Source organism: Streptomyces sp. TG1A-60 (genome assembly GCF_037201975.1).
Lineage (GTDB): Bacteria > Actinomycetota > Actinomycetes > Streptomycetales > Streptomycetaceae > Streptomyces.
In genome coordinates this window covers 4,448,739-4,475,220 of record NZ_CP147520.1, presented here as the reverse complement: position 1 = coordinate 4,475,220, position 26,482 = coordinate 4,448,739, and the positions used below count along the sequence as shown (strand labels likewise).

29 protein-coding genes and 2 pseudogenes are annotated in these 26,482 nt (G+C 70.2%); 8 read left to right on the top strand and 23 right to left on the bottom strand.

Annotated features, from left to right (window positions below; translation table 11 throughout):
• Nucleotides 1-96 precede the first annotated feature (96 nt).
• The 3 genes from WBG99_RS19345 (at nucleotide 97) to WBG99_RS19335 (ending at nucleotide 2,592) form a co-directional block, all read left to right on the top strand.
• The gene (locus tag WBG99_RS19345; RefSeq protein WP_338897497.1) at nucleotides 97-1,101 is read left to right on the top strand and encodes an NADP-dependent oxidoreductase; all 1,005 of its coding nucleotides are present in this window, start codon (nucleotides 97-99) and stop codon (nucleotides 1,099-1,101) included.
• Between the two features lie 325 nt (nucleotides 1,102-1,426).
• A complete protein-coding gene (locus WBG99_RS19340) occupies nucleotides 1,427-1,663 on the top strand; it encodes a transposase (protein ID WP_338900400.1) in 237 nt (78 codons plus the stop codon).
• The gene (locus WBG99_RS19335; protein WP_338897496.1) at nucleotides 1,651-2,592 is read left to right on the top strand and encodes an IS3 family transposase; all 942 of its coding nucleotides are present in this window, start codon (nucleotides 1,651-1,653) and stop codon (nucleotides 2,590-2,592) included. Before WBG99_RS19340 ends, WBG99_RS19335 begins: the two co-directional genes overlap by 13 nt.
• Nucleotides 2,593-2,691: 99 nt before the next feature.
• On the opposite strand, the gene WBG99_RS19330 is transcribed toward WBG99_RS19335, so the two are convergent.
• Both WBG99_RS19330 and WBG99_RS19325 read right to left on the bottom strand, forming a co-directional pair.
• Nucleotides 2,692-3,291, bottom strand: a complete 600-nt coding sequence (locus WBG99_RS19330; protein ID WP_338897495.1) for a hypothetical protein — start codon at nucleotides 3,289-3,291, stop codon at nucleotides 2,692-2,694.
• A gap of 219 nt (nucleotides 3,292-3,510) precedes the next feature.
• Nucleotides 3,511-3,896: pseudogene (locus WBG99_RS19325) on the bottom strand (hypothetical protein); the annotation flags it as partial.
• Nucleotides 3,897-4,364: 468 nt separating this feature from the next.
• Between WBG99_RS19325 and WBG99_RS19320 the strand changes: the two are divergent.
• Nucleotides 4,365-5,219 carry an alpha/beta fold hydrolase gene (locus WBG99_RS19320; protein WP_338897494.1) on the top strand — a complete coding sequence of 285 codons (855 nt, stop codon included), beginning with the start codon at nucleotides 4,365-4,367 and terminating at the stop codon, nucleotides 5,217-5,219.
• A gap of 230 nt (nucleotides 5,220-5,449) precedes the next feature.
• On the opposite strand, the gene WBG99_RS19315 is transcribed toward WBG99_RS19320, so the two are convergent.
• The 5 genes and pseudogenes from WBG99_RS19315 to WBG99_RS19295 all read right to left on the bottom strand — a co-directional run.
• Nucleotides 5,450-6,241 carry an ABC transporter permease gene (locus WBG99_RS19315; RefSeq protein WP_338897493.1) on the bottom strand — a complete coding sequence of 264 codons (792 nt, stop codon included), beginning with the start codon at nucleotides 6,239-6,241 and terminating at the stop codon, nucleotides 5,450-5,452.
• Complete coding sequence (locus WBG99_RS19310; RefSeq protein WP_338897492.1) at nucleotides 6,238-7,212, bottom strand: ATP-binding cassette domain-containing protein; 975 nt, start codon at nucleotides 7,210-7,212, stop codon at nucleotides 6,238-6,240. Before WBG99_RS19310 ends, WBG99_RS19315 begins: the two co-directional genes overlap by 4 nt.
• Before the next feature lie 73 nt (nucleotides 7,213-7,285).
• Nucleotides 7,286-8,122 carry a DUF4097 family beta strand repeat-containing protein gene (locus WBG99_RS19305; protein ID WP_338897491.1) on the bottom strand — a complete coding sequence of 279 codons (837 nt, stop codon included), beginning with the start codon at nucleotides 8,120-8,122 and terminating at the stop codon, nucleotides 7,286-7,288.
• Nucleotides 8,123-8,198: 76 nt separating this feature from the next.
• Complete coding sequence (locus tag WBG99_RS19300; RefSeq protein WP_338897490.1) at nucleotides 8,199-8,726, bottom strand: hypothetical protein; 528 nt, start codon at nucleotides 8,724-8,726, stop codon at nucleotides 8,199-8,201.
• Between the two features lie 393 nt (nucleotides 8,727-9,119).
• Nucleotides 9,120-9,256 (bottom strand): annotated as a pseudogene (locus tag WBG99_RS19295) (hypothetical protein); the annotation flags it as partial.
• A gap of 161 nt (nucleotides 9,257-9,417) precedes the next feature.
• On the opposite strand from WBG99_RS19295, the gene WBG99_RS19290 reads away from it, so the two are divergent.
• Nucleotides 9,418-10,017 (top strand): DinB family protein, encoded by a 600-nt coding sequence (locus WBG99_RS19290; RefSeq protein WP_338897489.1) that lies wholly within the window; start codon nucleotides 9,418-9,420, stop codon nucleotides 10,015-10,017.
• Between the two features lie 26 nt (nucleotides 10,018-10,043).
• Here WBG99_RS19290 and WBG99_RS19285 read toward each other — a convergent pair whose 3' ends face one another.
• From WBG99_RS19285 to WBG99_RS19270, 4 genes are all read right to left on the bottom strand, one after another.
• Nucleotides 10,044-10,298, bottom strand: a complete 255-nt coding sequence (locus tag WBG99_RS19285; protein WP_338897488.1) for a hypothetical protein — start codon at nucleotides 10,296-10,298, stop codon at nucleotides 10,044-10,046.
• Nucleotides 10,295-12,385, bottom strand: coding sequence for an aminoglycoside phosphotransferase family protein (locus WBG99_RS19280; RefSeq protein WP_338900399.1), 2,091 nt, complete (start codon nucleotides 12,383-12,385; stop codon nucleotides 10,295-10,297). The genes WBG99_RS19285 and WBG99_RS19280 overlap by 4 nt, the downstream gene beginning before the upstream one ends.
• Nucleotides 12,386-12,796: 411 nt before the next feature.
• A complete protein-coding gene (locus tag WBG99_RS19275) occupies nucleotides 12,797-13,504 on the bottom strand; it encodes an HAD-IA family hydrolase (RefSeq protein ID WP_338897487.1) in 708 nt (235 codons plus the stop codon).
• A gap of 26 nt (nucleotides 13,505-13,530) precedes the next feature.
• Nucleotides 13,531-14,391 (bottom strand): GntR family transcriptional regulator, encoded by an 861-nt coding sequence (locus tag WBG99_RS19270; RefSeq protein WP_338897486.1) that lies wholly within the window; start codon nucleotides 14,389-14,391, stop codon nucleotides 13,531-13,533.
• A 218-nt stretch (nucleotides 14,392-14,609) separates the two neighbouring features.
• Between WBG99_RS19270 and WBG99_RS19265 the strand changes: the two genes are divergently transcribed.
• Nucleotides 14,610-14,798 carry a hypothetical protein gene (locus tag WBG99_RS19265; RefSeq protein ID WP_338897485.1) on the top strand — a complete coding sequence of 63 codons (189 nt, stop codon included), beginning with the start codon at nucleotides 14,610-14,612 and terminating at the stop codon, nucleotides 14,796-14,798.
• 59 nt (nucleotides 14,799-14,857) lie between these two features.
• On the opposite strand, the gene WBG99_RS19260 is transcribed toward WBG99_RS19265, so the two are convergent.
• The 3 genes from WBG99_RS19260 to WBG99_RS19250 form a co-directional block, all read right to left on the bottom strand.
• Nucleotides 14,858-15,700, bottom strand: a complete 843-nt coding sequence (locus WBG99_RS19260) for a winged helix-turn-helix domain-containing protein (protein WP_338897484.1) — start codon at nucleotides 15,698-15,700, stop codon at nucleotides 14,858-14,860.
• A 361-nt stretch (nucleotides 15,701-16,061) separates the two neighbouring features.
• On the bottom strand, nucleotides 16,062-17,351 hold the full coding sequence (locus tag WBG99_RS19255) for a GNAT family N-acetyltransferase (RefSeq protein WP_338897483.1): 1,290 nt from the start codon (nucleotides 17,349-17,351) through the stop codon (nucleotides 16,062-16,064).
• 144 nt (nucleotides 17,352-17,495) lie between these two features.
• Nucleotides 17,496-18,131 (bottom strand): AmfC protein, encoded by a 636-nt coding sequence (locus WBG99_RS19250; protein ID WP_338897482.1) that lies wholly within the window; start codon nucleotides 18,129-18,131, stop codon nucleotides 17,496-17,498.
• Between the two features lie 215 nt (nucleotides 18,132-18,346).
• Here WBG99_RS19250 and dtd point away from each other — a divergent pair, with 215 nt between their 5' ends.
• Nucleotides 18,347-18,772 (top strand): D-aminoacyl-tRNA deacylase, encoded by a 426-nt coding sequence (gene dtd, locus WBG99_RS19245; RefSeq protein ID WP_338900398.1) that lies wholly within the window; start codon nucleotides 18,347-18,349, stop codon nucleotides 18,770-18,772.
• Between the two features lie 283 nt (nucleotides 18,773-19,055).
• Here dtd and WBG99_RS19240 read toward each other — a convergent pair whose 3' ends face one another.
• From WBG99_RS19240 to WBG99_RS19225, 4 genes are read right to left on the bottom strand one after another with little or no spacing between them, the layout of a single operon-like run.
• The gene (locus WBG99_RS19240) at nucleotides 19,056-20,021 is read right to left on the bottom strand and encodes a folate-binding protein (RefSeq protein ID WP_338897481.1); all 966 of its coding nucleotides are present in this window, start codon (nucleotides 20,019-20,021) and stop codon (nucleotides 19,056-19,058) included.
• Between the two features lie 10 nt (nucleotides 20,022-20,031).
• Nucleotides 20,032-20,469 (bottom strand): transcriptional repressor, encoded by a 438-nt coding sequence (locus WBG99_RS19235; protein WP_338897480.1) that lies wholly within the window; start codon nucleotides 20,467-20,469, stop codon nucleotides 20,032-20,034.
• Between the two features lie 45 nt (nucleotides 20,470-20,514).
• A complete protein-coding gene (locus WBG99_RS19230; RefSeq protein WP_338897479.1) occupies nucleotides 20,515-21,090 on the bottom strand; it encodes an FABP family protein in 576 nt (191 codons plus the stop codon).
• 26 nt (nucleotides 21,091-21,116) lie between these two features.
• The gene (locus WBG99_RS19225) at nucleotides 21,117-21,584 is read right to left on the bottom strand and encodes a DUF397 domain-containing protein (RefSeq protein ID WP_338897478.1); all 468 of its coding nucleotides are present in this window, start codon (nucleotides 21,582-21,584) and stop codon (nucleotides 21,117-21,119) included.
• A gap of 160 nt (nucleotides 21,585-21,744) precedes the next feature.
• Between WBG99_RS19225 and WBG99_RS19220 the strand changes: the two genes are divergently transcribed.
• A complete protein-coding gene (locus tag WBG99_RS19220) occupies nucleotides 21,745-22,107 on the top strand; it encodes a DsrE family protein (RefSeq protein ID WP_338897477.1) in 363 nt (120 codons plus the stop codon).
• A 30-nt stretch (nucleotides 22,108-22,137) separates the two neighbouring features.
• Here the strand turns inward: WBG99_RS19220 and WBG99_RS19215 are convergent, their stop codons facing one another.
• From WBG99_RS19215 to WBG99_RS19195, 5 genes are all read right to left on the bottom strand, one after another.
• A complete protein-coding gene (locus WBG99_RS19215) occupies nucleotides 22,138-22,404 on the bottom strand; it encodes a DUF3099 domain-containing protein (protein ID WP_338897476.1) in 267 nt (88 codons plus the stop codon).
• Nucleotides 22,405-22,492: 88 nt separating this feature from the next.
• A complete protein-coding gene (locus WBG99_RS19210; RefSeq protein ID WP_019755963.1) occupies nucleotides 22,493-22,780 on the bottom strand; it encodes a DUF1416 domain-containing protein in 288 nt (95 codons plus the stop codon).
• A 74-nt stretch (nucleotides 22,781-22,854) separates the two neighbouring features.
• The gene (locus WBG99_RS19205; RefSeq protein WP_338897475.1) at nucleotides 22,855-23,694 is read right to left on the bottom strand and encodes a sulfurtransferase; all 840 of its coding nucleotides are present in this window, start codon (nucleotides 23,692-23,694) and stop codon (nucleotides 22,855-22,857) included.
• A 432-nt stretch (nucleotides 23,695-24,126) separates the two neighbouring features.
• Nucleotides 24,127-24,861: a DUF2993 domain-containing protein gene (locus WBG99_RS19200; RefSeq protein WP_338897474.1), complete on the bottom strand. Its 735-nt coding sequence runs from the start codon at nucleotides 24,859-24,861 to the stop codon at nucleotides 24,127-24,129.
• A 348-nt stretch (nucleotides 24,862-25,209) separates the two neighbouring features.
• Nucleotides 25,210-26,478, bottom strand: a complete 1,269-nt coding sequence (locus WBG99_RS19195; RefSeq protein WP_338897473.1) for a hypothetical protein — start codon at nucleotides 26,476-26,478, stop codon at nucleotides 25,210-25,212.
• Between the last annotated feature and the right edge of the window lie 4 nt (nucleotides 26,479-26,482).

Genomic DNA, 26,482 nt, shown 5'->3' with positions numbered 1-26,482 from the left:
CAGAAGACACCAAAAACTGTCTCGTAACGAGACAAACCCCTCACGGACAGAACACCCCTCCCGCTTGGACGGGAGACCACACGAACGGAGATGACGATGAAGGCCTTCATGGTCGAGAAGTACGGTGACGCGTCCAACATGCGTGCCGCCGAGATACCCGACCCCCAGGTGGGCGCCGACGACGTCCTGGTCAAGATCCACGCGGCGAGTGTCAACCCACTGGACATGAAGATCCGCGACGGTGACCTCAAGCAGATCCTGCCCTACCGTCTCCCGCTCGTCCTGGGCAACGACCTCGCCGGGACCGTCGTCCGCGTCGGATCGTCCGTCACCCGCTTCGCCGTGGGCGACGAGGTCTACGCGCGGCCCGACAAGGACCGCATCGGCACCTTCGCCGAACTCCTCGCCGTCCACCAGGACGACCTGGCGCCCAAGCCCGCCACGCTCACCATGACCGAGGCCGCCTCCCTCCCCCTGGTCGCGCTGACCGCCTGGCAGGCCCTGGTCGAGCGGGCGAACGTCCAGCCGGGCCAGAAGGTCCTCATCCACGCGGGCGCCGGCGGCCTGGGATCCATCACCATCCAACTGGCCAAGGCACTGGGCGCGCACGTGGCCGCCACCGCGAGCACCGCCAAGATCGACCTCGTCAAGGACCTCGGCGCGGACGAGGTCATCGACTACCGCACCCAGGACTTCTCCGAACTCCTCACCGGCTACGACCTCGTCCTGGACTCCCTCGGCGGCGAGAACCTCGCCAAGTCCCTGCGCATCCTCAAGCCCGGCGGCCTGGCCATCTCCGTCGCGGGCCCACCCGACCCGGCCACCGCCCTCGAACTCGGCTCGAACGCGGTCATGCGCCTGGGCATCGCCGTCCTCAGTGCCAAGATCCGGCGCCAGGCCAAGCGCCTCGGCGTCACCTACTCCTTCCTGTTCATGAGGGCCAGCGGCGACCAGCTGCGCGAACTCACCCGCCTCATCGACGCCGGGAAGATCCGCCCCGTCGTCGACCAGGTCTTCCCCTTCGACGAGACCCTTCAGGCCATGGAGTACGTCGAGAAAGGCCGCGCAAAAGCCGGCAAGGTCGTCGTCTCCATGACGTGAACCCAGGGCAACGGCCCTGCCGGACGCCGAGAACGCCGCCCGCCACAACGAGAAGAACCCGCCCCACGCTCCTTTCTCCCACACCAGGACCCGATCACGAACGCACCGTCCAGCTCCCCCACGCCCACCCCGTCGTCGTACAAGAACGCGCCGACCCGCGCCGTGTCCGTGCACGGCGTGGACGTCGCCTACCGGCAGCACGGTCCGGACGGCAACTTGCCTGTGACCTTCCCCTCGTAGCGTAGAGACCCTGACTGCAGGGGAAGTTGAGGGTCATGGCAGGCAAGAGACGGAAGTTCGACGCGGAGTTCCGTGAGGGGGCTGGATCGTCGCCGAGACCGGCAAGCCGATCGCGCAGGTCGCGGAGGATCTCGGGATCAACGAGACCACGCTGGCGAGCTGGGTGTCGCGGGCCCTAAGGGCCGGCGGGGCCACAGCGACGGGTGAGAGCGAGGAGCTCGCGCGGCTGCGGCGGGAGAACGCGCAGCTGAAGAAGGACAACAAGGAGCTGGCCATGGAGCGTGATGTACTCAAACGCTGCATGGTCTTGTGGGTGAAGTAGCTGTGGCGGACCCGGCGTTGCTCGTCGGGGTGATCAGCGACCAGAAGACCGTGCACAGCATTCCGCACCGCACCTCCCGTCGGGCCCTCGGCGTGTCGGAGGCGTGGTTCTACAAGTGGCGCCGCAGGCCGTCCGAGCCGACGAAACGCGAGGTCAGACGCGCAGAGCTGGCCGAGAGGATCCGCTGCTTCTTCGACCGCTCGGGCCGGACGTACGGCTCGCCGAGGATCACGCTGGATCTGTGGGAGGAGGGCTGGCAGGTGTCGCAGAACACCGTCGCCGAGATCATGGCCGAACTCGGCCTGCAGGGCCGCAAGCCGCCTCGTCGACGCCGCTCGCTCACCCGCCCCGGCAAGCGGAAGACTGCCCCTGAACTGGTGCGACGCAAGTTCGACGCCATCGCTCCCAACGTCTTGTGGTGGGGCGACATGACGGAGATCGACACCGGCGAGGGCAAGCTCTACCTCGCATCCGTCCACGACGCGTTCTCCCGCCGGGCCCTGGGCTACGCGATGGGCGCGCGGCACGATGCCGCGCTGGTCAGCGCCGCCCTGCAGATGGCGATCGCAGCCCGGGGCGGCCAGGTCGACGGCGTCATCTTCCACACGGACCGCGGCAGCGAATACACGTCCGAGGCGTTCCAGCAGCTGTGCGGCCGCTGGGGCGTGGTGCAGTCGACGGGACGCGTCGGCTCGGCGTTGGACAACGCGGCCGCGGAGTCGTTCCACTCGGTCCTCAAGGTCGAGTACATCCACCGGCACGCCTTCGCCACCCGCGCCGAGGCCCGGCTGAAGACCGCCACGTGGATCGCGGACTTCTACAACACGAAACGCCGTCACAGCGCGGCCGGCGGGAAGCCACCCGTCGCGTTCGAACGGATCATCCAGGAAGCGCGAGCCCGCACCGATCAGGAAGGCCGGGCCGCGTAACCAACGTCTCTACGCAACCAGGGGATTGACAGTCCACGATCATGGGAAAGCTTCAGCGATTGGCTCGCCCATGAAACAGGGCGGGTTACCCACGATGGTTCACTGGCCGGCCCTGACTGCACGCCTCGCGGCCCAGAAACGGTAGACAGCCCAGCCTGCACCGATCACAGCAGCTGTCCAGACGATGACCTCGGCGAGAACAATTGCCGGGGTCAGGGTGAGGTGAGGCCGGGGCGGGATCACGACCATCTGCACCGCAGCACCCACCGGCACCGTCAACGCGGCAAGAAGGCCGATCAGCCCAGGCCGCCTGATGGCTGCACCCACCACACCCAGGGCCAACCCGAACAACAAACCCGCCGCCGACCACATGACCGTTTCCGTCGCGAACAAAGCCAGCGGTGCCCCCAGAACGAAGGCGTCCGTCACGTAATAGGACACCGAGGCCGCGATCAGCGCCAGAGCCCCAACCAGCGCGCCTCGGGCCCATGTCCCGGCCAGCCAACCCATCCCCACCGCCAACGCGGCCCAGGACCAGCCGGCGTCCATCAGCAGGCTGAGCACCTTGGCAGCCTTGGCCCAAACGGTGCCGGCGAGCGGCATCCCGAGCTCCACGTACGGCGACGAAAGCGCGTTGACGAGCGAGGTAACCGCCCCAAAACCCAACCCGGCCGCGAGGCCCCCCACCATGATCCTCATATCGGCAGAATATCCAGCCCACGCACGCATGGCAGAGGCGAGCTGAGCTGTCTGGCGCGACCGCACCCCCGGCCGACGCCAGGTAGACAAAGCCACCATGCCTAACAGCAACACCCGGAGCCTCACACATTGCACCTGCCCCACCACAGCTTCCCGCATAACCTGCCCGACATCCCCACCCGCCGGCCCCCAATAGGTAAGCCGTCCAGTCCGTCACCACTAGGGGACAGGTCCCACCCGAGGTGTCGGACTGCGAAGGAGTTCCGCACCGTCGCCTTCGAGTTCGTCGCAGTACGTCGCGCGTCCGGTCATGGCCATCACGAAGGCCAAGGCGGGGCCGGGCACGAGCGGCCCCGAACCGGTCGTGAAAGGGCCGTCATCCGCGACGAGCTTCAGCCCGTCGATGCGTCCCTTGGCAACGACCACAAGGTCCGAGCCCTGGTAGTACCCGGCCACCTGAGTGACGACCTCGATCGGGTAGTCGCGGCGGATGCCCAGCGGACGCCGGATGTCTTCTCCGTGCACGATCGTCTCGCCCAGATGGCTACGGCCGGCAAGGGAGGCTTGGTAGTGCTCGGGACGACGCGCCGGAATCGCTCAAGAGTCCCGGCTGAGACAGGACACGCGTCCTGTCTGTCCTGTCTCTGCGACGTGTAGGCAGTACCGCACTTCTGTAGGCATGTACGGCTGGGTCCCGGTCATGTGCAGGCAGGCTATGGAGAGTTCCTCTGGCCGCCTGCGCCCTCCTTCACGCTGGCTCGACTCCCGGCTCACCACACTTGATGCCCTCCGCATCCTCAGCAGCCAGTCCCGTCAGAACCTGGCCAAAGCCACCCCCGGCCTCCGCGCGAACGACATGTCGCCACCACGAAAACCCACGCCCCGGCCCCCGACCACGTGCTCCATCGGGCCTGCCGCTGCTGTGTCGTCACACGCATCGGCTCGACACTCCCCGCTCAGGTCTGGGTCTCCGTCCACGACAACGTCTGCATCCGGCACAAGCGCCGGGTCTGTCGGAGCCCTCTTGAAACCCTTGATCTTGCTCCGAAGATCGTTCTGTTGGAGGCTGAGGCATGCAGAATCTGCCGACATTCGTTCTTGTTCATGGGGCCTTCGCGAATTCGTTCTCGTTCGCGCCGCTGCAGGCCGAGCTCGCCTTACTCGGGCACCGCTCGGTCGCGGTCGACCTTCCGGGGCACGGATTCGAGGCGACCTTCCCCGCGGCCTACCAGGCTCCCCAGGATCTCGACGCCCTCGCCGCGGAACCGGGGAGCATCAAGGGAGTCACGCTCGCCGACAACGCCGCCCGCGTGATCGAAGTCCTCGAACGGGCCAAGCGGAACGGCCCCACCATCCTCGTCGCCCACAGCAGGGGCGGCATCACGACCACCGCCGTCGCCAACGCCCGGCCCGAGCTGATCGACCGGATCGCTTACGTCTCCGCCTGGTGCCCCGTCGATCTGGACGTGAGCGACTACTACGCCCAGCCGGAGATGGCGGACGTCGACGCGGGAGCCTTCGCTGCCACGCTCGTCGGGAACCCGGCCGAACTCGGCCTGCTCCGGACCAACTTCCGCACCGCCGATCCGGCGGCGCTCGCCGCGTTCAAGCGAGCGTTCGCCGCCGACCTCACCGATGACGAGTTCCGGACCTTCCTGAACACCTTCCAGCCCGATGAGAACCTCGACGCCGGTACGTCCGCCGACCGGGCACAGGCCGCGACCTGGGGCCGGATTCCCAAGACCTATGTGCGCCTGGCCGCCGATGCCAGCATTCCGCTCACCGCGCAGGACCGCATGATTCGCGAAGCCGACGCGCTCACACCCGACAACCCCTTCGATGTCCGGACACTCGAGGGGAGTCACCTGCGCTGGCTCGTCCACCCGAAGCCCGCCGCCCAGCTGCTCGCAAACCTCGCAGCGCGCTGACACTCCTCCAGGCCGTCGGCGGTGCTGCAGGGGCAGTGCTGCAAGTCTTGCACCGCAGGTCAGAGCACCACCATGCCCACAGTTACCTGGGACAGGACACGTGAGTACGATCCGTGTCGCCCGAACGCCGGATGTCCTGCGGGCCTCGGCCGAGGCCCGCAGGACATCCGGGCATTCCATTTCACGGGACTTCGTTGCATGGACCCCGCTTCATGGACTTCAGGTGCACCTCAGTTGCGGACGCCCCGCTTGAAGGCCGCCTTGGACCAGAGGTAGCCGGTCAGGCCGATTCCCGCGCACCAGGCCAGGGAGATCCAGCCGCTGTTGCCGATCTCGGTGCCCATCAGGAGGCCGCGGAGGGTTTCGTTGACCGGCGTGAAGGGCTGGTAGTCGGCGAACCAGCGCATCCAGGACGGCATGGAGTCGGTGGGGACGATGGCGCTGCCCAGGAAGGGGAGGAAGGTGATGGGCATGGGCATGTTGCTGGCGGACTCGACGGTCTTGGCGGTCAGGCCCATACCGGCCGCGAGCCAGGTCAGGGCGAGGGCCAGGAAGGACAGCAGGCCGAGGACGGCGAGCCACTCCAGGGCGGTGGCGTTCGGGCGGAAGCCGATGGCCAGGGCGACACCGGTGACCACGGCGGTGCCGAGGACGGTCTGGACCAGATTGCCCAGGACATGGCCGGTGAGGAAGGAGGCCCGGGAGATCGACATGGTGCGGAAGCGGTTGACGATGCCCTCGGTCATGTCCATGCATACGCTGAGTGCGGCACCGATGCAGCCGGTGGCGACGGCCATCAGGATGATGCCGGGGGCGACGTAGTCGATGTAGTCGCCCTTCGATGCCTGCGGGCCCTGGATGCCGGCGCCGAGCGCGCCGCCGAAGGCGTAGTTGAAGAGGAGCAGGAAGAGGACCGGCATCATCACGATGGTGATGACGACCGACGGGTAGCGGATCGCGCGCTTCATGTTGCGGCGGAACATGGTGACGGAGTCACGGGCCGCGTAGCTGATGCTGCTCATCGGGAGATCTCCTGCTGCTGCTTGTCGCCGGTCAGGGTGAGGAAGACGTCGTCGAGGTCCGGGGTGTGCTGGGAGAGGGCCTCGGGGGTGATTCCGGCGGTGTCGAGGATGTCCAGCACGGCGCGGAGAGTGGGGACGGTGCCGTCGGAGGGGATCTGGAGGGTGAGTTCCTCGTCGTCGCGGGAGGTGGCGGCGAGGTGGGAGGCGGCCAGGTCCAGGGCCACGGGGTCGGCGAACTTCAGCGAGATGTGCCCCCCGGGAATGCGGCGCTTCAGCTCCTCCGCCGTACCTTCGGCGACCAGCTTTCCGCCGTCGAGTACGGCGATACGGTCGGCCAGTCGGTCGGCCTCCTCCAGGTACTGGGTGGTGAGGAAGACGGTCACGCCGTCGTCGGCGACCAGGGAGCGGATGATCCCCCACATGGTGCGGCGGGAGCGCGGGTCCAGGCCGGTGGTGGGCTCGTCGAGGAAGATGATGCGCGGGTCGCCGACCAGGGTCATCGCCAGGTCGAGCTTGCGGCGCATGCCGCCGGAGTAGGTGGCGACGGGCTTGCGGGCGGCCTCGGTGAGGTCGAAGCGGGTGAGCAGGTCGGCGGCTCGGCGGCGGCCCTCGCGGCGGGGCAGATGGTGCAGGTCCGCCATGAGCATCAGGTTTTCCTCGGCGTTGAGGAGGTTGTCGACGGCGGCGAACTGGCCGGTCACGCCGATGAGTTTGCGTACGGCGTCGGGCTCGCGGTCCAGGTCGTGGCCGGCCAGGCGGGCGGTGCCGGAGTCGGCGGCGATCAGAGTGGAGAGGATCTGGACGGTGGTGGTCTTGCCCGCGCCGTTGGGGCCGAGGAGGGCGAAGACGGAGCCGGCCGGGATGGCGAGGTCGATGCCGCGCAGGACCTGCTTGTCGCCGTACGACTTGGTGAGGCCGGTGGCCATGAGGTCGGCGGTGGCCCTCTGGCGTTCGAGTTGTGTTGTGGGCATGACAGACAGCTCCTTGGCGGAGTGAGGAGTGGGAGGAGAGAGTCGGGTGACGGGCGTATGCCGCCCTTGCGGGTCAGGCGCGGCGGATGTGGATGTCACCGACCGAGGTGCGGGCGCTGACCTCCACCGTGTCGGTGGCGTCGCCGGGGCCTTCGGCGGAGCCGAGGGTGGAGCGCAGGGTGCCGACCTTGGTGTGGATGTCGAGCCAGGCGGCGGTGGTCTCGGGGATGCCGACCTCCAGGTCGCCGGTGGAACCGCGGAGGGTGACCTTGCCGCGGACGACACGGTCCAGGCGGATACCGCCGTTGGCGGACCTGGCCTCCACGTCGGCGTGGGCGATGCCGACATCGATGCGGCCGTTGGAGGCCGAGACCTCCAGGGCGCCGGTGACCTCGGCGAGTTCGGTGTCGCCGTTGCCGTTCTTGACGGTCAGGCCGCCGTTCACCGTGCCGACGGTGACGCGGCCGGCGGCGATGATCTCGGCTGAGGCGGTGGCGCGGCCCAGGCGGACCATTCCGAGTTCGCCGTGCAGCCGGGCGGCGGCGGTCTCCTCCACCTGGAGGTCGCCGACCGAGGTCTTCAGGCGGGTCTCACCGAGGCGTCCGGTGCAGTGGAAGTCGCTGACCTCGCCGGTGGCCTCAAGAGCGGAGCCGGCCGGCAGGGCGACGGTGATGTCGATGCCGCCCACCCGCCCGAAGGGCGAGTTCTTGCGCGGGCCCTTCACCGTGAGGACGCCACCGGAGAAGGTCACCTTGGTCTGGTCGGCGGCCTTGACGTCGGCGCCGGCGGAGGGGTTGGCGGGGGCGACCTCGACCACGGTGTCGGTGCGGTCGGAGGCGATGATCCGGGTGGTGCCGATGGAGCAGTAGACGACTGCGGTGATGGGCTTCGGTGTGTCGTAGGAAGGCATGACGGATCTCCCGTCCTCTCTGGATGGGTGGATGACGTAGGTGGTGAGTGCGGCGGTGGTGAGTGCGGCTCAGGCCTCAGCGGACCCAGCCGGTGAAGCCCCGGTCGCCGGTGGCGCGGTTCGGTGCGGAGGCGGGGGGCGTGCTCGTACGAGGGCCGGCCACCGGGTCGAGTGCGGCGGAGGCGGCACGGACCAGCCAGGCGTTGACCGAGAGCCCCTCGCGGCCGGCCGCCTCCTCCAGGCGGGCCTTGAGGTGGGCCGGGAGGCGGAAGTTGATACGGGCCGAGGCGCCGTCGTCGCCTTCCGGCACGGGAGGCGGGGCGAGCGCCTCGGTCCGCGGTGCGGCGTCGTGGACCGGGGCGGGGGGCAGGGTCACCACGAACTCCGGGTCGGCGCCGCGCAGCCTTACGTCGACCGAGCCCGGAGCCAGCTCGCGGGTGACCTCGCTCATTGCCGCCGAGAGGGCGGTGAGGAGGGTGAGGCGGGTGGCGGAGTCCAGGGGAGCGAGGAGACGCTCGGCCAGGGCTCGGGCCTCGTCACCACCGGCTTCGGCGGCGACGACGAGCTCCTGGCGGAGGCGGTCGACGTAGGGGGTGAGATCCATGACGCCATCATGGCACATGAATGGCACCAATGGAAGCGGGATTGGCGCCACAGGGGTGGCGAGGGCGGGCGAGCGAGGCCCCACCGAGCCGCCTTTCCGCAGGTGAGAGCAGGCTTTCGGGACACGAGCACTGTCATGACACCACCAGATCTCAAGTGGCTCAACCTGGCGCCGCACGGCATCAGACCGCGCCCCTTGACGCCAAGCGACGCCGGGTGACCCAAGTGGCACCGAGTGGCACCACTCGGCGCCGGGGTGGCCGGGTGATGTCTCCACGCCCGCCCCTCCCGCCGCCTGGGTTGCCACCCCAGGCCCCTCGGGGCCGCGCACCCCGGTTCACGACCGCGTGCTCGGTCGCGGCCATCGAACACCCTTCGAGCCGTAACCGCATGCTCAGCCCGTGGCGGGGGCCGACCACCTGGGCAGGTGGGTGAGCAGGTCCTGCTGTGCCTCGCCCGCCCATGCCACGTGGCCGTCGGGGCGCAACAGGACGGCGGGGCGTCCGGTTCCTCGCTGACGTCGACGACGTGTGATCCGGTCGGCCCGGCCCGCCACCCGTCCAAGAGCACGAGGCTGCCGACCACACCGTCGCGGTGGCGCGGCGCGGACGGCACCCGGGGCCTCGGGTGGTGGAGAAGGCGCCGATGAAAAAGGCGGTGGGCAGAGGCCGGTGGAGCGGCAGACTGGCCCCATGACCACTGCCCCTCCTGATGCCAAGGCCGACCTTCGCTTCTATCTGCAGTCCGCCCGCGACGCCCTGTTGTGGAAGCTGGAAGGGCTCTCCGAGTACGACGCCCGCCGGCCACTGACGCCGACCGGCACCAATCTGCTGGGTCTGGTGAAGCACGCGGCGAGCGTGGAGCTGGGGTATCTCGGGGACACCTTCGGGCGGCCGTCCGGTGAACCGCTGCCCTGGCTCGACGACGCCGCCGAGACCAACGCGGACATGTGGGCCACCGCCGACGAGCCGCGCGAGGACATCGTGGGGCTCTACCGCCGCGCGTGGGCGCACTCGGACGCGACGATCGAGGCGCTGGCGCTGGACACGGTCGGCAGGGTGCCGTGGTGGCCGAGCGGCAGGGCCGAGGTGACGTTGCACCACGCCGGCGTCCGCGTGATCGCCGACACCCAGCGGCACGCCGGGCACGCCGACATCCTCCGGGAACTCATCGACGGCACCATCGGCATGACCGAGGGCAACGACGGCGTTCCGCCGCAGGACCCGGCGTGGTGGGCGGACTATCGCGACCGCTTGGAGCGCGCGGCCGAGGAGGCCGGCCGAACGGCATGACTCCGGGCAGGCCAGACCCCGGAACATCACGGCGGGCCCCGCCGCACCGTGGCGAGCGGGTGTTCCCGTACGAGGCCGGGGCCGTCGTCCTGGAGGGCGAGGAGCGGGGCGGCCGGGCGGGCATGCGTGACGTCGCAGGGCGTCACGCATGCCCGCCCGGCCGCGTGGCCACCGGTGCCGAGATCGCCCTGCCCGAACAGGCCGCCGCCGGTGGTGGCGGGCGGCGGCGGGCGTCGGTGGACGCGTTCCGGGCGGGCATGCGTGACGTCGCAGGGCGTCACGCGCTCACCGCGACGTCGGCCTCCTTCGTGCCGCCGCGCTCGCCCCGGGGCAGGGCCCGTGCCAGGTAGGGGTTCTCGGTGGAGCGGGCCGGCAGGCCCAGCGCGGCCATGGCGGCGGCGAGGGTCATGGCGTAGGAGTCCACGGCCCGGCGTACGTTCGGGGCGTCGAGGCTCGCCCCGGTGACGAGGCGGTCGAGGTCGACGTAGGCGGAACGGACGATCTCGATGCGCCGGTAGACGAGCCAGTCACGCTCCCAGTCCTTGGTGTGGCCGGCGGAGAGAATGCTCGCCCAGCGGCGGAACATGCGGTCCCGGATCTCCGGCCGGGTCGGGGTGAGGTGCATGTGCCGGACCAGGTCGTACAGCGGATCACCGACCATCGCCATCTCCCAGTCGATGATGGTGAGGGCGAAACGGTCGTCACGGCGTACGAGGTTCCACGGGTTCAGGTCGCCGTGCAGCAGGGAGTGCCGCCGGTCGGTCAGCCGGTGTCTGCGGAGGATCTGGCGGAGCCGGTCGGCGTCGGGCAGACCCAGCACCCGTGCGAACTGCCGGGACTCCTCGGGCAGCTCCGCGACCAGATGGACCAGTTGCCGGCACAGCCAGGTGTGGAAGTCCGGCTCGACGGCCTGGCCGAGGGCGACGTGGTCGACCTCGGTCAGGGCGCGCAACTGGTCCACCAGGCAGTCCGCCTCGTGCGGCCGTAGGCCGTTCACCGGGTGGTCGGGGGGCCGGTCGCCGTCCGGCGGGCCGACGTAGGTGTGGATGGCGAAGGGGTCGTCGAGGTGACTCCTGCCGAGTGCCAGGACCTGGGGGGCCGCCACCTTCGCGCCGGACCGCCCGATGGCGCCCAGTACCACGTGCTCGTTGAGAGGGCTGGGCTCGCGGCGGCAGAAGGAGCGCGCCCTGCGGCGTACCACCACGGGGAAGTCGACGCCGGGCACCCGCACGACCGAGTTGAGGTGGGCCGTTCCCTTGAACACCCGGCCCGCCGGTGCGGCGCCCTCGGCGGCCAGCGCCGCGAGCACGGCCGTTTGCGGGAATTCCGGGTGCTCGTCGAATCTCTTGTCGGGCCGCCAGCTCATGACGGGGCCCTCGCCCCCGTGCCGCCCGCGCCAGGAGGCCTGCCAGCGGTAGAGGACACGCTGGACCTCGGCAGCGTCGGGGAGGTCGGTCAGACCGAGCGGTTCCGCCGCCGCTTCCAGCGCGCCGTGCACCACGAGCGTGGCATCGTCCAGGCTCTTCTGGTCCAGCGCGCTCTGCAGGGTCCGCGCGGCGCGCATGACGTCCGGGAACACCGACTGGGCCCGCTCGAAGGCGACGTAGTGCCGCAGGTCCTTGCCCAGGCCGTTGAGCGCCGCCGGCCTGGCCTTCTGCATGGCCCGCGCCCAGGCGTCGACCACCTCGTCCCACTGGTCCTCGGGGTACCGCATGCGGACCAGGTGCGTGGCCAGGTCGTGCAGGGGGTCGCCGTAGGTCGCGAGTTCCCAGTCGACGCACATCAGCGGCGGCTCGCCGAGATAGCTGACGATCACGTTGTCCCGGTGGAGGTCCGCGTGGAGCAGGCTGTACGGGCGCCGGGCCATGGCCGGTACGCGATCGGCCAGCCGGGTCAGTACGTCGCCGGGGATGCCCAGGGCGGCGAACAGCCCGCCGAACTCGGCCCAGTTGCGCCGCCGGACCCGGGTGTCCGCCAGGTGGGCCAGGGTGCGCAGAAAGCCCCGGCTGTCCTTGTCGTCGCGCGGCCAGTGCGCGGGCAGCGGGGGCAGCGCTTCCCGGCGCACCTGCGTCATCCGGGCCAGCAGCTCCGTCAGCCCGTTGACGACCAGGCTGTCGACGGGCTTGCCGTCCCCGCAGATACCGGACAGCGCGACCCCTTCCACATGGCTGTGGATGGCGAAACCCGGGCGGGAGACCAGGCACGCGGGGACGTGGGGCAGGGTGCCGCGCAGGGCTCTCAGCAGCTCGGACTCGTTCTCCCAGGTCCGGATGACGACCGGCAGCGCGTCACCGCGGCGGACGCGCACGATGACGGAGGTGTCGGGCTCCGGGAAGATGCCGGACTCGCGGCCGATGAAGCGGGCCATTTCCCGGGTCAGCGGGTGGACGAAGTTCTGGTTGTGATGACCGCGGTGCTCCTTGCCGTGTTCCCTGGCGCGGCGGACGAAGCGGTTGAGAAGGTCGTCCGGAGGACGGGGAACAGGAGATGCGCCCACTGGTCGCTCCTGGGGCTTGCGCGAGGGCTGGGAGAACTGAGGCAAACGTAAATCCGTGAGGAGCGTCCTGGAGGGCAGAGGCCCGAATTCGCGGGCCATTCGGAGTGGTTTGACACTCGTTCTGCCGTCGGACCGCCCGGGATCGCGGCGGGTTCGCCCACGGGTAGGCACCCGGAAGCGGTCGCTTCCCTCAGTGGTCCGCGCATGCTACCGGAGATGTGCCACGGGAAGTCGCTGGCATATTCACCCGGCAACCGGTTCCGAGTATGGCGGAGTAGCCCGTCAGTCCCGCTTCTTCACCACGTCCAGCACCGGCTTCATGGAACTCACGATGCGGTGGGGCGGAACGTGCGCCGCCTTCAGCGCGTCGCGCTTCTCCTGCCGACGGGCGTAGCCCAGGAACGGGACGCCCGCCTGCTCGGCCGCCTCGAAGTCCGTCGGGGTGTCGCCGATCATCAGCGTGAGCGAGGGGTCGGCGCCCATCGCGCTCAGGGCCTGGCGCAGGGTGTGCGGATGCGGCTTCATCAGGTCCAGGTTCCGTGTGCGGCCGTAGACGTACGGGAAGCAACCGGTGAGGCCTCGGGTGTCGAGGTAGCGCGTGGCGGCGAGCGCCGAGTTGTTGGTCGTGACGGCGAAGCGGGCCCGGTTCGACCACGTCCTGATGAGCGGGTCGGCGTACGGGGTGGGGAACGCCTTCGGTGCGGCCACGAGCTCCTGTTGGGTGAGCCATTCCTCAAGGTCGGCTATCAGGTCGCTGCTGGGGTGTCGGCGGCCGAGGCCGCGCAGCACGGCGAGCGGGTCGGGATCGCGGCGCTCCCGCTCGGTGAGCTTCCCGCCCAGCCCGCGTCTCTCGATCTGTCGCACCAGGTCCACCGCCACTTGATGCGACGGATGCCCGAAGAACAGCCGGCAGATCGGCCCGTCGAGGTCCCAGAGCACGAAACGGACAGGGGTGATCAGTTCTCGCAGGGTCTCTGTCTCTACCGTCACCGGTTCAGTCTGCGCCGTAGAAGTCACTAGGCGAGTGTGAGGTCAGTGGTGATGGTTGCCCAGAGGGCGTCGAACCACTGCTGGGACTGCTCCACGAAGGCGGCGTCGCGGGGGCCGGTGTTCTTCTCGAAGGAGAACAGGAGGGACTGGGTGCCGAAGGCGTCGTACATCTGCAGCGGGCCGTTCTCCATCTGCTCCTCGCGCCGCATGAGCATGTAGTAGGCGATCAGGGCTTCCGAGCCGTTGAGGAGATAGAGCTTCACGGGCGGGGTGAAGGGGAGGGCCCGGAACGTCACGCGGACGTCGAGGCCGTGGGAGGTGCGGAGGGCCAGGAGGTTGTGGCGCAGGACGCGGATCTGGGCGTTGCGCTGGTCGAGCCAGCGCTTGTGGACGGGGTCCTCGTCGTCCCCGCCCCGGCCTTCCACGGGGACCGGGAACGCCAGGTTGATCTTCCGGGAGGGGAGGAGGATACGGACGTCGACGGACTCGGGGCGGATCGTTCCCTCATGGATGAGACGGACCGGTTCGCCGAGGGCCAGCATCAGGGTCTCGGCGGTGAGGCAGGCCGCGTCGACACGGACGTGCGGCACGGAGAAGGCCTCGGTCAGACGAGGGCCGAGGCCCACCATCGTCGACTGCGGCTCCCCACCGGTGGGGTGGGTGGCCGCGGCGACCCTGGGCGGGCTCCCCTTGCTCACGTTGCTCAGCAGCCCGTCGTCCTGCAGCGCGCGCAGGGCCTGACGGACCGTGCCGCGCTCCACGCCGAACTCCTCCGCCAGTTCGGCCTGCGTGGGCAGGCGTTCGCCCGGTCTGAGGTCGCCGCTGTGGATGCGGTCCCGCAGGGTGGCGGCGATCTCCTGGGACGAGAGCTTTCTGCTGCCGTTCACTGCAACGTTCTCCTCGGTCACGACCAAACGCTACAACTGTCATCCATCTTTGGAGAGTTCAAGGAAAGATGGTTACGATCATAGACCAAATGGGAACCATTTAAACGAAGTTGGTTGCCAACTTGGTCGAGTTGGCGGGCGTTCTGTTCTTCTCGGTCGCCCCAGCCCCCGGGCGTTCGGCCCTCGGTCGCCCCAGCCCCCTCGGAGGAGGTACCACCATGCCTGCCATCGCCCTCATCTCCGCCATCGCCGTCGTCGCCTTCCAGCAACTCGTCGAGTGGCGCTTCGGCCCGATGGGAATCGTCGGCCTGCTGTTCCTCACGGTCGGGCTGAAGGCACGGAACCACACGTGCAGCTCCATCGGCGCCGTCATACTCACGCTGATGTTCGCCGGCCCCGCCATGTGACCGCCTCCGACCCCTGCCCGTGTCCGCGACCGGCCTCCGACCTCTGCTCGTGGCCGCCGTCAGCCCGTGAGCAGCAGGTCCGAACTGATGGTCTCCCACAGCGCCTCGAACCACAGGCGGGACTGTTCGACGAAGGCCGTGTCCCGTGAGGCCGCGACCGCGCCCTGCTCGAAGGCGAACAGCATGGACCGGGTGCCCTCGGCGTCGTACATCTCCAGGTGCTCGCTGTCCACTTCGGCCTCCGTCCGCCGGACCGTGTAGTACGCGAAGAGCGCCTCCCGGCCGTTCAGGAGGTAGAGCTTCACGGGCGGGGTGAAGGGCAGCGCCCGGAAGGAGACATGGACGTCGACACCGTGCGTGGACCGCAACGCCAGCAGGTTGTGCCGCAAAACCTGGCCCTGGGCGTTGCGCTGCGCGAGCCATCGACGCTGCAGCCGGCCGTCGACCGAGGGGTGGACCGGCGTCGGGAACGCGAGTGGGATGTCACGGCTGGGCAGCATCACCCGAACGTCGACCCTGGCCGGTTTTGTGCGCCCCGCGTGAATCTCGCGCAACGCCTCACCCACGGCGAGCGTGAGGGACACGGAGGTCAGGCAGAGGGCGTCGATCTTCACCCGCGGGGCCGCGAAGGCGGCGGACATGCGGGGGGCGAGCTCCACCGTCGTCGACCGCGGCGCCGCTCCCGGCCCGCCGAGCACGGCCGCGTTCAGGCGTGGGGCGACGGTCGCCGGGCTGCCCTTCGAAACGTTGGTGAGCAGGTACTCCGACTGCAGGATGCGCAGGGCCTGCCGTACGGCCCCGCGTTCCACGCCGAACTCGTCGGCGAGCCTGGCCTGGGTGGGCATGCGCTGCCCCGGTCGCAGCTCGCCGGACCTGATCCGGCCGCGCAACACGTCGGCCACCTCGTGATGTGACCTCTGAGGCCGCTGTGACGACTTCCGCCCATCGACGGCCGTGCGTTCCCGCTCCACGCACAAACACTACAACTTCGCGCCATCTTTGGGCAGTTCAGGGGAAGGTGGTTATGAGACGACTCCAAGCGGAGATAAGTAAGGTGAAGTTGGTCGCCAACTTCGACAACCTGGTCAGGTCTTCCTATGGTTGGGGCCACCCCGAGACCGACCGATCGACCTCCCTTCCGGAGGGGAGCCGGGAGTTCGACCGGTTCGCACAGCCACAACTGAATGGTTCAGCCACAACTGAATGCGCAGCCACAACCACAACCGAATAGCTACGGATACCCGCACTCATCATCGAAAGGTCTCAGAAGACGTCCGGGCACCACGGTCGCCTGGACGTCCGCAGCAGGGCGTCGGCCATGGAGGCGGCGCCCTTCCGCTGTTCCCGCACCCGCCCGAGCGCGCTCAGCCGCACGGCCGACTCGTCGCCCAGCCACAGCGTGGCCAGGTCCGAGGCCTCCAGGGCCAGATCGCCGTCCTCGCTCGTCGGCACACAACTCGCCCCGTCCGGGCCCGCGTCCAGCCGGTAGCGCCCGTCCGCGAACCCGTCCCGGTCGACGACCTCCAGCACCAGCGTCCCGGTCCCCGCGTACGTACGGGCCTCCAGCGCCCGTACGACGTCCAGGATCCGCACCCACAGCCAGTCCGCCTGGGTGGTGACGCTCGCGGCGCGCGGGTCGGGGAGGAAGTGCGGGAGGAGGTCGTCGGGGGCCCGCCAGCCCGTCCTGACCCTGGTGATCCAGTCGATCGAGCAGAGGTAGTGCCACAGGGCGCGCTCGGCGGCCGGGGCCGTCGCGATCAGCCAGTTGACCTCGGCCGTGTTCTGCGGCTGCTTCCGCTGCCAGGTGTCGTCCACCGCGTACGAGACGAGGCCCTCGACCTCACCGGCCGCCGAGCGGTACACCGCGTAGAACGGCTCGGTCCAGGAGCCGTGGACCCGCAGGTCACCGGTGTTGATCCGCCACCAGCGCTCGTCACGGCTCACCGCGCCGGGCTGGGCGTCGCGGAGCCGGTCGTGGAGGGCGGGGCCGAGTGCGCGTACCGCCGCGCCGTCGACGAGGTCGACCCGGCCGCCGTCCGCCGGGCCCGACCAGCGGGGGTCCAGACCGGCGCGGGGGACGTCGACGGTCCACTCGGTGGCCCAGGTGGCGGGGCCGAAGCCGTAGCGGCCGTAGATCGGGTACTCGGCGGCGATCAGCGTGGCGACGACGTCGCCGCGTGCCTTCGCGGCGGTGAGGTCCCGCGTCATCATCCGGGTGAGGAGGCCCCGGCGGCGGTGGGTGGGGCTGACCGTGACGTTGCTGATGGCATCGGCGGGGACGGGCCGGCCGCCGACCGCGGTCAGTTCCTGGGGGAAGGAACGGAAGGTCGCGACGACGGGGGTGCTCTCCGTGGAGCGGAGGGAGGGGTGCGAGCGGGACTCGTCGAACGCGGCGAGGGTGCGGGACGGGTCGATATGGGCCGTGCGGTCTTTGAGTTCCTGCTCGGCGGGGGCTTCGTGGGCGCGGAGGAAGCCGGTGTCCAGGGCGCGGAGCCAGGCGGGGATCTCGTCCTCGGTGACGGGGCGTACTGCGGTGTCGTGGGAGGAGCTCATGAGGTCACGGTAGGGGAGGTGGCAGAAGTGTGTCGTTGGGTTTTCCCCGCCCCCGCCGCCCCTTGTCGCGCAGTTCCCCGCGCCCCTTGGCAGGAGCGCGGGGATGCGCGTCGCACCGGCTCCGGGGGTGCCGGAGCCGGTGGGTCAGGTGAGCAGGTCGTCGATCCGGGCTTCGCCCTCGCGGTAGCGGCGGGCGATCTCGGCGCTGCAGCCGTCGGCGGTGCGCTGGAGACGCTGGCGGCGGCCGGAGATCTGTCGTTCGTGGTGGACGAGACGGGCGAGGCCCGCGCCGAGTTCGTCGTCGGTGCGCGCTTCGAGGTCGGAGAGTCCGACCTCGTCGAGCATCTCGGCGGCGAGCCGGCGGTACTCCTCGCCGTGCGGCGTGCCCACGGTGACGTGGCGGGCCGAGGAACGGTGCCGGGCCGGGGCGTCCGTGAGGATCACCGAGAGCCGGTCGACGAGTGCCGAGGGCGCTTCCGGGGCCGCGGGGTCTGCCGCGCCGCTGCGGCGCGCCAACTCGTGCCGCAGGATGTCGATACGGCCCTGCAGCATCCGCCGCAGATAGCTCAGGTCGGCCTCGTCCCGCTGGGCGTCCCGGCGCAGTGTGCGCAGTTCGGGCAGCCGCATCCGGGACAGGTCGTGCTCGGCCGGGGCCGGCGGCGGCAGCGGGCCGCTGTCCGTGCGCTGGACCGGTGGCCGGCGGACGCCGGGGCCGGGCCCCGGACTCGTACGGTCAAACGTCGCAGTCCCCGGGGGCTGCCCGGTACTCGATGTGCTCATGCGCCTCAACCGTCCCCTCGACCGGTGTGTGTGAGCATGGTGCCACTCCGCGTGGCCGCTTGGTGACCGAGTCCCCGCGATCCACCCCGGATGGCCGGTAATGGGTCAATGAGAAAGACCGGGCAAAGTGCTCTTCAAACCCCCGTGATCACAAACCCCCCGTAAGGGGGACCCCTCGCGTACGGCCGATGGACGTCGGCGGCATGATGGTCGGCATGCGTGCGGTGGTGCAGAGGGTCGACGGCGCGAGCGTCGTCGTGGACGGTGAGACGGTCGGGGCGATCGAGGGCGAGGGGTTGTGCGTCCTCGTCGGGGTGACGCACGACGACACCAAGGAGAAGGCGGCGCAGCTGGCGCGCAAACTGTGGTCCGTGCGGATGCTCCACGACGAGAAGTCGTGCGGCGACATCGACGCGCCGCTGCTGGTCATCAGCCAGTTCACGCTGTACGGGGACGCGCGCAAGGGGCGTCGGCCGACCTGGAACGCGGCGGCGCCCGGCGATGTCGCCGGGCCGCTGGTGGAGGAGGTCGTCGCGCAGCTGCGGGCGTTGGGGGCGACGGTCGCGACCGGGCGGTTCGGCGCGAAGATGCGGGTGTCGCTGACGAACGACGGACCGTTCACCGTGCTGCTGGAGATGTGAGGCACCCGGGGCTCCTGCGGGCCGGGGGAGGGGGCGTAACCCGGCGCGTACGGGGTGCCGCCGCGCCCGCCCGTGCCGCCCCTGGCGGCCCACGACTGCCCGCGGCTGAGTACGGCGCACGGCGCGGCGGGGCGACGGCGCCCGGCGGCACGCCGCCGTAGCTGCACACAGCGGTGACGGCGCCCAGCGGCGCCGACGCGACCAGGTCAGCCGGAAAGGCGGAGAGCCGGAAAGCCGGCGGAAAGCGCCGACCCCCGACCCCGGCCCTCGGTCCCCGCCCGGCCTACGGCTCGACCACGACCTCCTGGGCCGCCGCCGTCGTGTCGGCGAGCAGCCTCGCGTCCACCGGCACGTTCCGCTTGACCAGGGCCAGGGCCACCGGGCCCAGTTCGTGGTGGCGTACCGAGGTCGTGATGAAGCCGATCTTGCGGCCGTCGGGGCCGTCCTCCGCCAAGCGGATCTCCGCGCCGCGCGGCGGGAGGTGGACCTCACTGCCGTCGAGGTGGAGGAAGACGAGGCGGCGCGGGGGCTTGCCGAGGTTCTGGACGCGGGCGACGGTCTCCTGGCCCCGGTAGCAGCCCTTCTGCAGATGCACGGCCGAACCGATCCAGCCCAGCTCGTGCGGGATGGTGCGGTGATCGCTCTCGAAGCCGAGGCGGGGGCGGTGGTGCTCGACGCGCAGCGCCTCGTAGGCGAGGAGGCCGGCCGCGGGTCCCGCCTTCTCGGCGTACGACTCCAGGTCCGCGCGCGGGAGGAACAGATCACGGCCGTACGCCGTCTCGCGGACGACCGCGCCCTGAGGGACCTCGGCGATCGAACCGGCGGGCAGGTGGACGACCGCGAAGTCGCCCGTGCTGTCGGCCACGTCGACGCGGTAGAAGAACTTCATCGACTCCAGGTACGCGAGCAGCGCCTCCTGGGTGCCGGGCTCGACGTGGGCCCAGACCGTCGTGCCGTCGTCGACCAGGTACAGCGCGTGCTCGATGTGACCGTTGGCGGAGAGGATCAGCGCCTCGGTGGCCTGGCCGGTGGGGAGTTCGCTGACGTGCTGGGTGAGCAGCAGGTGCAGCCAGCTGAGCCGGTCCTGGCCGGAGACGGTGACGACGCCCCGGTGGGAGAGGTCGACGAATCCGGTGCCGTCGGCGAGGGCGCGCTGTTCGCGGAACAGGTCGCCGTAGTGGGCGGCGACACCTTCGTCCACGCCCTCGGCGGGAACGGCGCCGGGCAGGGACAGCAGAGGACTCTTCATACGTATAAGCCTACGACTCGGTGGTTGAACTCTTGAGGGAGCAGTCCTCGCAGCGGCCGAAGATCGCGAAGTGCTTCATGTCGGTGTCGAAGCCGAACGTCTCGCGCAGCTTGGCCGTGAACTCCGCCGCCACCGACACGTCCGCCTCGATGACGTTCGTGCAGTCCCGGCAGACAAGATGCATGTGATGGTGCCGGTCGGCCAGGTGGTACGTCGGTGCCCCGTGCCCCAGATGGGCATGGCTGACCAGCCCCAGCTCCTCCAGGAGTTCCAGGGTCCGGTAGACCGTGGAAATGTTGACCCCCGACGCCGTCTTCCGCACTTCCGCGAGGATGTCGTCGGGGGTCGCGTGCTCCAGGGCGTCCACGGCTTCGAGCACGAGTTGCCGCTGCGGCGTCAGCCGGTAGCCGCGCTGCCTGAGGTCGCTCTTCCAGTCGGTGCTCACCACACCACGAGTCTAGAACCACTCCGGCGAGACCTACTCGGCGTGGGCCTACTTGAAGAAGGCGATACCGTCGTCCGGCATGTCGTCCGGGAGGGCCTTGGCCCAGCGCTCGACGTCCTCGGGGGTGACGACCTTCTTCAGGTGCGCGGACATGTAGGGGCGCAGTTCGACCTCGGGGGTGGCCTTCTCGCCGACCCACATCAGGTCGCTGTTCACATAGCCGTACAGCCGCTTGCCGCCGGTGTAGGGACCGGAGGCCGCCGTCCGCGCGACCGCGTCCGTGACCAGGTCGATCTGCGGCTTCTGCTTGGCCAGCTCGCCGTACCAGACCTCGACGACGCCGTCGTCGCGGGTCATGACGACCTCGACCTTGCGGCCGGCGTCCACGCGCCAGAAACCGGACTCGGTCTCCAGCGGGCGGACCTTGTTGCCGTCCTGGTCGAGCACCCAGGTGCGGGAGTGGTACTCCAGGAAGTCCCGGCCGTCGTGGGTGAAGGTGACCTCCTGGCCGAAGTTGCACTTCTCGGCACCGGGGAAGTCGTGGACGCCCGCGCCGGCCCAGCTGCCGAGCAGGAAGGCGAGGGGCACAAGGTCCTTGTGCAGGTCGGACGGGATCTCGATCATGAGTGGCGGTTCCTGGACGTGGTCGGTCAGCGCTGGCCCTGGTACAGCTTCTTCACGGCCAGGCCGGTGAAGGCGAGAACGCCGACGCAGACCAGGACGAGCAGTGCTTCGAAGAAGATGATCACGGGGTGCTCCTCGATTGAGCGGGACACGTGCGGTACGCACACAGGGCCGGGCCCCAGCTTACGCGGCCCGGATCCGGTCCTCGGTACGAGGTGCGCCGCACGGGGTCGGCCCCGCAGTCCGCCGCGCCTGACTCCGTCCACGAAGCGGGACCAGACGGCCGCCTCGAAGACGGGGGCCCCGCGAGAGGGGGCCTTGCTGTCACGGACGGGGACGACAGGGGTGAGGTTGTGGGCGACCTCGACGCAGGCGGCGTGGCAGGTGTCGCCGTGGCTGCTCTTGCGCCAGGCGGCGGTGGAGAGAAGGTCGTCGGAGACTTCGACACAGGCGCCGCGTTCCGAGTTGCTGTAGCTGCGACCCGGCACACGCACTACGCGGTCCTGGAGCCGCTGGAGCCCCTGGAGCTACGGGAACCGGTGCCGGGTTGGCTCCCGGCCGCGCTGGAGCCCGCCCGTGTCATACGGCGTAAGCAAGGGGGTCCTTCCTGACGGGCCGGGGTGCCGCCTCACCGGACCGGACTACGATCCAGCCATGGCGAAGAAGCTCGTGATCAAGGTGACGGCCGGGGCGGACGCCCCCGAACGCTGCTCCCAGGCCTTCACCGTGGCGGCGGTGGCCGTGGCCAGCGGGGTGGAGGTGTCCCTGTGGCTGACCGGTGAGTCCGCCTGGTTCGCCCTACCGGGCCGCGCCGCCGAGTTCGAACTGCCCCACGCCGCCCCCCTCCCCGACCTGCTCGACTCGGTCCTGGCCGCGGGCCGCCTCACCCTGTGCACCCAGTGCGCCGCCCGCCGGGACATCACGGAGAAGGACGTCATCGAGGGCGTCCGCATCGCGGGGGCGCAGGTGTTCGTGCAGGAGGCGATGGCGGACGACACCCGGGCACTCGTGTACTGACTCGTGTGCTGATACGGGGAGTGGCGGCGGCTACCGGGGCCTCGGCCGCTTCTTGCCGTCCAGTTCGTCCCACCACTCGTCGGACTGGGGGTCGCCGGACGGGTCGTCCCACCAGCGGTCGTCGGGTCCCCGGCGGTTGGCGACGACGGCGGCGAAGGGCGGGATGAGCATGGCGATCACGCACATGCCGACCGCGACCGGGACCGACCAGAGGCGTACGACGGCCCAGGCCAGGACGAACAGCGTGAGGCACGTGCCCATCATGGCGAAGTAGACGTGGCGCCGGCGGGCGTACATACCTCCAGCGTAGGCCCGCCGCACGGCTGAGGGCCGCACCCCGGGTGTCCAACCCGGGGTGCGGCCCTCAGCCGTGCGAGCAGCCGCCTCAGACGGCGATCGCGACCTCCGCGAGGCCGCCCTTCTCGGCGACGACGGTACGGTCGGCGGTGCCGCCGGGGACGAGAGCGCGTACGGTCCAGGTGCCCTCGGCCGCGTAGAAGCGGAACTGGCCCGTCGCGGAGGTCGGGACCTCCGCCGTGAACTCGCCGGTCGAGTCCAGCAGACGCACGTAGCCCGTCACCGGCTCGCCGTCACGGGTCACCTGACCCTGGATCGTGGTCTCACCGGGCTTGATCGTCGAGGCGTCCGGGCCGCCGGCCTTCGCTCCACACATGTCTTTCTCCAGAGAGGGTCTGACCGGAGGGAAGGCCGGTCGGGGTGTACGGGGTCTTCGCTGACCACTGGTTCTTACTTGTTGGCGCCGAGCTCGATCGGGACGCCGACCAGGGAGCCGTACTCGGTCCAGGAGCCGTCGTAGTTCTTGACGTTCTCCACACCGAGCAGCTCGTGCAGCACGAACCAGGTCAGCGCGGAGCGCTCACCGATGCGGCAGTAGGCGATGGTGTCCTTGGCCAGGTCCACCCGCTCCTCGGCGTAGAGCTCCTTGAGCTCGTCGTCCGACTTGAAGGTGCCGTCGTCGTTGGCGTTCTTCGACCACGGGATGTTGCGGGCGGACGGGACGTGCCCCGGACGCTGCGACTGCTCCTGCGGCAGGTGGGCCGGGGCGAGCAGCTTGCCGGAGAACTCGTCGGGCGAGCGCACGTCGACCAGGTTCTGCGAGCCGATCGCGGCGACCACGTCGTCGCGGAAGGCACGGATCGCGGTGTTCTGCGGCTTGGCCTTGTACTCGGTCGCCGGGCGCACCGGCACCTCGTCGACCAGCTCGCGGGCGTCCAGCTCCCACTTCTTCCGGCCGCCGTCGAGAAGCTTGACGTTCTCGTGGCCGTACAGCTTGAAGTACCAGTAGGCGTACGAGGCGAACCAGTTGTTGTTGCCGCCGTAGAGCACCACGAGGGTGTCGTTGGCGATGCCCTTCTCCGACAGGAGCTTCTCGAAGCCGGCCTGGTCGACGAAGTCACGGCGTACCGGGTCCTGGAGGTCCTTCGTCCAGTCGATCCGGATGGCGTTCTTGATGTGGTTCTTCTCGTACGCGGTCGTGTCCTCGTCGACCTCGACGATGGCGATGTTCGGGTCGTCGAGGTTGGCCTCGACCCAGTCGGCGTCGACAAGGACGTCGCTGCGGCTCATGCTCTTTCTCCTCCGGGGCAGTTGCGGCGGGGCGTGCGAGTGGGAGGTGCGCGGCCGGTGGGCGTGGCGCACGGATGCCCTGGGCAAGGGCGGTGGGGGCGCCGTAAGTCCGCGGGCGTACGGCCCGCGCTTCGGCTCAGAAGGGGCGACAGAGCATGGCGGCGACGCGGCACAGGTCCACTGCCCGCCGCTTCGTGAGATCCGCCTGTCGCTTCATGAGGGTCGATCGTAGGGACGGAGAGGCGGGCGTGTCACCGGCATGTCGCATTCTGAGACGCGATCGTCCACTATGTGGGATACGAAGAGAGTCAGGGGTGCGGTGACAGGCCTCGGCGGCCATGCGGTCGCCGTCACATCTACTCTACGGACGGCGGCGTCTCGCCTGGCGGACGACAACGGACACCACCGGTCCGTTCGGCGCCGCCCCTCGTCCTACCCGGCCAGCTTGACGTTCGAACCCTTCACCGTGATCTCCACACCGTCCGGCGCCGCCTCGACCTTGTCGAGCTTGATGCCGCCGGGAAGGTCGTCGATGGCCTGCTGGAAGTCGGTGATCGAGCGGACGACGTTCTCGGCGACGTCGGCGCCGCCCAGGGGGGGCAGGGAGTCGGCCTCCACCTCCACCGTGTCGCCCTTCACGCTGACCGTGCTGAGGACGGAGACGGTCTGGGGGCTGAGGGCCGGGGGGTCGATCTCGACGGCGACCTTGATCTTGCCGTTACCGCCGTCGGAGAGGCCGACGACACGGGCGGTGAAGCCGAGGCCGACATCGGTCGTCTCCGACTTGGCGGCCTTCAGGAGTTCGTCGTACCCGATGGTGGCGGTGCCGGTGGCGCTGGTGGCCGTGGCGGAGCTGTAGTCGCCGGAGAAGGCGACGCCGCGCATGCTCGCCCTCAGGTCGGCGATGCGGATGCTCTCACCCGCTTGGCCGGTGCTCGCCTCGTAGTCGTCGATGCCGACCTCGACGTCGTCCAGTTCGCCGCCCGCGACCTGGGTGAGGAACGGGAAGCCCTTGATGGACACGTCGGGGGTGCTGGTCAGGCCCTCGCTGGTCTTCAGCCGCTGCGCCACCTCGTCCTCGGCGAAGCCGACGGCCAAGCGGTCGGCGACCACGAAGAGGCCGCCCAGGATCACGGCGACGATGACAAGTATTCGCAGTGCGCGCATGTCTCGGTGTTCCCCACGTAGTCCACTCGGCGGGCCGGTCGGTCTCCGACGACCTGAGTGGCCGTCCCACGCGAGGGTAATCGTGGCGGGGTGGAGGCGGGGCGGGTTCCTGCGGCTTGTTGATCACCTGTGACAGGGCGGGTGGGCGCGCCTGCCGGTTCTTCGCCCCCGCAGCCGCTACCTGCCCCATCCGCGAGGGCGGCTGCCCCCGCGGCCCGCCGAAGACTCGGGGGTCCGCCCCGGGCACCGTTCGCGCAGTTCCGCGCGCCCCCCACAGAACAGTCCGGGAGTCCCCGCGCCCCCAGGAGACAGGCCCGCAGCCCCGCGCCCCCCAGGAAACAGGCCCGGTCAGCCCAGGGCGCGGCCCAGGAGGTAGACCGCCGGGGCCGCCGCCGTCAACGGCAGGGCGACGCCCGCGGTGAAGTGGACGAAGCGGGAGGGGTAGTCGTAGCTGGCGACGCGGTGGCCGATGAGGGCGCAGAGGGCCGCCGCGGCGCCGAGGAGGGCGCCGGACGTGCCGAGGTCGGTCGCGCCGCCGACGGCAACGCCCGCGCCGGTCGCCGCCAGCAGGGACACGACCACCGAGGCCGGTGTGGGCAGCGGCAGGGCGCGGGCCAGGACGGCCACCGCCACCGCGATCCCGCCCACCGTCACCGCGTCCGCCACCGCCGCCAGGTATCCGGTCGCGATGATCGACAGCGCCGCCGAGGCGATCGTCGCCATCAGCCCGTACATCCGCTCGTCCGGATCCGCGTGGCTGCGCAGCCCGAGCACGATCCCGAGCAGCACCCACACACCGAGCGTCCCGAGGATCGCGACGGGCGCGTGCTCCCGGCCGGCCGCGAACAACGCCACGTCCGCCGCGAGCGCCCCCGCGAAGGCCAGCACGATGCCCTGCCGGGCCGGCCACATGCCGTTCAGCCGGAACCAGCCCGCCGCGGTCACCGCCTGCAGGACCACCAGGGGCACGGCGAGCGCGTACTCCCCGACCGCCGCGGCGCCTGCCAGCAGCAGGCCCAGTACGGCCGTGATCAGCGCCGGCTGCATCCCGGGCTCGATGATCGGCGAACGCCCCTCCGCCCGCGCCCGCTGCGCGTCGGTGACCCGCATGTTCCCGGTGACGGTCGGCGGGCCGTAACCGGGCTCGGGCTGGACGACGGGGTCGGCCTGGGCCTGGGCCCGGCCCTGCGGTGGCATGGGCTGGTGCGGCTGCTGGGCCGGGTACCGCCCGTACTGGGCGGGCTCCCCGTACGGGCCACTCTGACTGCCCTGCCCGTACTGGGCGGGCTCCCCGTACGGGGAGCTCTGACTGCCCTGCCCGTACTGGCCGCTCTGTCCGTACTGGCTGTCCTGTCCGTACGGGGCGTGCTGCCCGCCCGTCTGCGGCGGCAGGTACGCCGTCTCCGCCAGGTTGGCCACGGCCGGTGTCTGGGGCTGGAGCCGGGTCTCCCAGGTCTGGCCCTCCCACTGCTGGGTGTACTGCTGGGCGTAGGCGGCCTGGCTCTCGTCGTACCCCTGCCAGTCCGCCTGTTGCTGCGGCTGCGGCTGGTACCCGTCGTAACCCTGGTGTTCCTGGTGCCCGTGGTGGCCGTCGTAACCGTACGGCTGGTTGCTCATGATG

What these genes read in the sequence shown, in the direction of transcription:
- WBG99_RS19345 (WP_338897497.1), top strand. Translation starts at nt 97, where the DNA reads ATGAAGGCCTTCATGGTCGAGAAGTACGGTGACGCGTCCAACATGCGT.
- WBG99_RS19330 (WP_338897495.1), bottom strand. Translation starts at nt 3,291, where the DNA reads ATGAGGATCATGGTGGGGGGCCTCGCGGCCGGGTTGGGTTTTGGGGCG.
- WBG99_RS19320 (WP_338897494.1), top strand. Translation starts at nt 4,365, where the DNA reads ATGCAGAATCTGCCGACATTCGTTCTTGTTCATGGGGCCTTCGCGAAT.
- WBG99_RS19315 (WP_338897493.1), bottom strand. Translation starts at nt 6,241, where the DNA reads ATGAGCAGCATCAGCTACGCGGCCCGTGACTCCGTCACCATGTTCCGC.
- WBG99_RS19310 (WP_338897492.1), bottom strand. Translation starts at nt 7,212, where the DNA reads ATGCCCACAACACAACTCGAACGCCAGAGGGCCACCGCCGACCTCATG.
- WBG99_RS19305 (WP_338897491.1), bottom strand. Translation starts at nt 8,122, where the DNA reads ATGCCTTCCTACGACACACCGAAGCCCATCACCGCAGTCGTCTACTGC.
- WBG99_RS19300 (WP_338897490.1), bottom strand. Translation starts at nt 8,726, where the DNA reads ATGGATCTCACCCCCTACGTCGACCGCCTCCGCCAGGAGCTCGTCGTC.
- WBG99_RS19290 (WP_338897489.1), top strand. Translation starts at nt 9,418, where the DNA reads ATGACCACTGCCCCTCCTGATGCCAAGGCCGACCTTCGCTTCTATCTG.
- WBG99_RS19280 (WP_338900399.1), bottom strand. Translation starts at nt 12,385, where the DNA reads ATGGCCCGCTTCATCGGCCGCGAGTCCGGCATCTTCCCGGAGCCCGAC.
- WBG99_RS19265 (WP_338897485.1), top strand. Translation starts at nt 14,610, where the DNA reads ATGCCTGCCATCGCCCTCATCTCCGCCATCGCCGTCGTCGCCTTCCAG.
- WBG99_RS19255 (WP_338897483.1), bottom strand. Translation starts at nt 17,351, where the DNA reads ATGAGCTCCTCCCACGACACCGCAGTACGCCCCGTCACCGAGGACGAG.
- WBG99_RS19250 (WP_338897482.1), bottom strand. Translation starts at nt 18,131, where the DNA reads ATGAGCACATCGAGTACCGGGCAGCCCCCGGGGACTGCGACGTTTGAC.
- dtd (WP_338900398.1), top strand. Translation starts at nt 18,347, where the DNA reads ATGCGTGCGGTGGTGCAGAGGGTCGACGGCGCGAGCGTCGTCGTGGAC.
- WBG99_RS19240 (WP_338897481.1), bottom strand. Translation starts at nt 20,021, where the DNA reads ATGAAGAGTCCTCTGCTGTCCCTGCCCGGCGCCGTTCCCGCCGAGGGC.
- WBG99_RS19230 (WP_338897479.1), bottom strand. Translation starts at nt 21,090, where the DNA reads ATGATCGAGATCCCGTCCGACCTGCACAAGGACCTTGTGCCCCTCGCC.
- WBG99_RS19220 (WP_338897477.1), top strand. Translation starts at nt 21,745, where the DNA reads ATGGCGAAGAAGCTCGTGATCAAGGTGACGGCCGGGGCGGACGCCCCC.
- WBG99_RS19215 (WP_338897476.1), bottom strand. Translation starts at nt 22,404, where the DNA reads ATGTACGCCCGCCGGCGCCACGTCTACTTCGCCATGATGGGCACGTGC.
- WBG99_RS19210 (WP_019755963.1), bottom strand. Translation starts at nt 22,780, where the DNA reads ATGTGTGGAGCGAAGGCCGGCGGCCCGGACGCCTCGACGATCAAGCCC.
- WBG99_RS19205 (WP_338897475.1), bottom strand. Translation starts at nt 23,694, where the DNA reads ATGAGCCGCAGCGACGTCCTTGTCGACGCCGACTGGGTCGAGGCCAAC.
- WBG99_RS19200 (WP_338897474.1), bottom strand. Translation starts at nt 24,861, where the DNA reads ATGCGCGCACTGCGAATACTTGTCATCGTCGCCGTGATCCTGGGCGGC.
- WBG99_RS19195 (WP_338897473.1), bottom strand. Translation starts at nt 26,478, where the DNA reads ATGAGCAACCAGCCGTACGGTTACGACGGCCACCACGGGCACCAGGAA.